1 rRNA gene is annotated in these 3,145 nt (G+C 48.4%); it reads left to right on the top strand.

What is annotated here, in order from left to right:
* The first annotated feature begins 140 nt into the window (after positions 1–140).
* Positions 141–3,054, top strand: a 23S ribosomal RNA gene (locus JCM14209_RS08435).
* Positions 3,055–3,145: the final 91 nt, after the last annotated feature.

The raw sequence follows: 3,145 nt of genomic DNA, 5'->3' as shown, positions 1-3,145 counted from the left end.
TTTGTTCTTTGAAAACTAAATATTAATTTATTTCTTGATAATTTTATTATTAAAACCGAGAACACCGCGTTTTAAAGAGTTTAAAAACAAGAATTAGTTCTTAATCGCAAAACTCATAACCATTATCGTAAGATAATAGAGGTTAAGTTATTAAGGGCGTATGGTGGATGCCTTGGCACTAGGAGCCGATGAAGGACGTGACTAACTGCGATATGCTTCGGGGAGTTGTAAGTAAACTGTGATCCGGAGATTTCCGAATGGGGAAACCCAGCAGGTTTTACCGCCTGTTATCGCTAAGTGAATTCATAGCTTAGTTGAAGGTAGACGTGGGGAACTGAAACATCTAAGTACCCACAGGAAGAGAAAGAAATTCGATTCCCTCAGTAGCGGCGAGCGAACAGGGAAGAGCCCAAACCAAGAAGCTTGCTTCTTGGGGTTGTAGGACTGAACATTTGAGTTACCAAGAAACGAAGTAGTGAATAACCTGGGAAGGTTAGCCAAAGAGAGTGATAGCCTCGTAAGCGAAACTTCGTTTCCTCAGTTCAGGATCCTGAGTACGGCGGGACACGTGAAACCCCGTCGGAATCCGGGAGGACCATCTCCCAAGGCTAAATACTACCTAGTGACCGATAGTGAACCAGTACCGTGAGGGAAAGGTGAAAAGCACCCCGGGAGGGGAGTGAAATAGTTCCTGAAACCATATGCCTACAAGTAGTCAGAGCTCGTTAATGAGTGATGGCGTGCCTTTTGTAGAATGAACCGGCGAGTTACGTTAGCATGCGAGGTTAAGGTGGAAAGACCGGAGCCGTAGCGAAAGCGAGTCTGAATAGGGCGCTTTAGTATGTTGACGTAGACCCGAAACCAGGTGACCTACCCATGTCCAGGTTGAAGGTGCGGTAAAACGCACTGGAGGACCGAACCCGTGTATGTTGAAAAATGCTGGGATGAGGTGTGGGTAGAGGTGAAATTCCAAACGAACTTGGAGATAGCTGGTTCTCTCCGAAATAGCTTTAGGGCTAGCCTCGGAGTTGAGAATCGTGGAGGTAGAGCACTGTTTGGACTAGGGGCCCATCTAGGGTTACTGAATTCAGATAAACTCCGAATGCCACTGATTTATATCCGGGAGTCAGACTGCGAGTGATAAGATCCGTAGTCGAAAGGGAAACAGCCCAGACCACCGATTAAGGTCCCTAAATATGTGTTAAGTGGAAAAGGATGTGGAATTGCACAGACAACTAGGATGTTGGCTTAGAAGCAGCCACCATTTAAAGAGTGCGTAATAGCTCACTAGTCGAGTGATCCTGCGCCGAAAATGTAACGGGGCTAAACACATTACCGAAATCGTGGATGTACCGTAAGGTACATGGTAGGAGAGCGTTCTAAGGGCGACGAAGCTAGACCGTAAGGACTGGTGGAGCGCTTAGAAGTGAGAATGCCGGTATGAGTAGCGAAAGACCAGTGAGAATCTGGTCCACCGTATGACTAAGGTTTCCTGGGGAAGGCTCGTCCTCCCAGGGTTAGTCGGGACCTAAGCCGAGGCCGAGAGGCGTAGGCGATGGATAACAGGTTGAGATTCCTGTACTAGTTAAACTTGTTTGAACAATGGAGGGACGCAGGAGGCTAAAGATGCGCACTGTTGGATATGTGCGTCCAAGCAATAAGTCTTTGAAAGAGTCAAATGCTTTTTCATCTAAGGACAAGTTGTGATGGGGAGCGAAATTAAAGTAGCGAAGTGATTGACGTCACACTGCCGAGAAAAGCTTCTAGTTAGAGTTTAATTACCCGTACCGCAAACCGACACAGGTAGTCGAGGCGAGTAGCCTAAGGTGAGCGAGAGAACTCTCGTTAAGGAACTCGGCAAAATGACCCCGTAACTTCGGGAGAAGGGGTGCTGAGCGCAAGCTCAGCCGCAGTGAATAGGCCCAGGCGACTGTTTATCAAAAACACAGGTTTCTGCAAAATCGTAAGATGAAGTATAGGGCTGACGCCTGCCCGGTGCTGGAAGGTTAAGAGGATGGGTTAGCATTCGCGAAGCTCAGAATTGAAGCCCCAGTAAACGGCGGCCGTAACTATAACGGTCCTAAGGTAGCGAAATTCCTTGTCGGGTAAGTTCCGACCCGCACGAAAGGCGTAACGATCTGGCACTGTCTCAACGAGAGACTCGGTGAAATTATAATACCCGTGAAGATGCGGGTTACCCGCGACAGGACGGAAAGACCCCATGGAGCTTTACTGTAGCTTGATATTGGGTGTTTGTATGACTTGTACAGGATAGGTAGGAGCCATTGAAGTCGGGACGCTAGTCTCGACAGAGGCGTTGGTGGGATACTACCCTCGTTATATGAACACTCTAACCCTCAGCGGCAATCACGCTGGGAGACAGTGTCAGGTGGGCAGTTTGACTGGGGCGGTCGCCTCCTAAAAGGTAACGGAGGCGCCCAAAGGTTCCCTCAGAATGGTTGGAAATCATTCGCAGAGTGTAAAGGCATAAGGGAGCTTGACTGCGAGACCTACAAGTCGAGCAGGGACGAAAGTCGGGCTTAGTGATCCGGTGGTTCCGTATGGAAGGGCCATCGCTCAACGGATAAAAGCTACCCTGGGGATAACAGGCTTATCTCCCCCAAGAGTTCACATCGACGGGAGGTTTGGCACCTCGATGTCGGCTCATCGCATCCTGGGGCTGTAGTCGGTCCCAAGGGTTGGGCTGTTCGCCCATTAAAGCGGTACGCGAGCTGGGTTCAGAACGTCGTGAGACAGTTCGGTCCCTATCCGTCGCGGGCGTAGGAAATTTGAGAGGATCTGTCCTTAGTACGAGAGGACCGGGATGGACATACCGCTGGTGTACCAGTTGTTCCGCCAGGAGCATCGCTGGGTAGCTAAGTATGGATGAGATAAACGCTGAAAGCATCTAAGTGCGAAACTCACCTCGAGATAAGATTTCCCATTACCTTGTGTAAGTAAGACCCCTGAAAGATGATCAGGTAGATAGGATAGAAGTGGAAGTGCGGTGACGTATGAAGCGGACTATTACTAATCGGTCGAGGACTTAACCAAGTATTATAATTAAAACGTAGTTTTCGGCAAAGAAATGAAATTAATATTTAGTTTTGAGAGAATGAATTCTTTCAACAAAATAGTGCGGTGA

Origin of the sequence: Ligilactobacillus hayakitensis DSM 18933 = JCM 14209, from assembly GCF_000615845.1 — a bacterium.
Lineage (GTDB): Bacteria > Bacillota > Bacilli > Lactobacillales > Lactobacillaceae > Ligilactobacillus > Ligilactobacillus hayakitensis.
The sequence above is the reverse complement of the archived record's forward strand: the minus strand, read 5'-3'. Positions and strand labels throughout refer to the sequence as shown.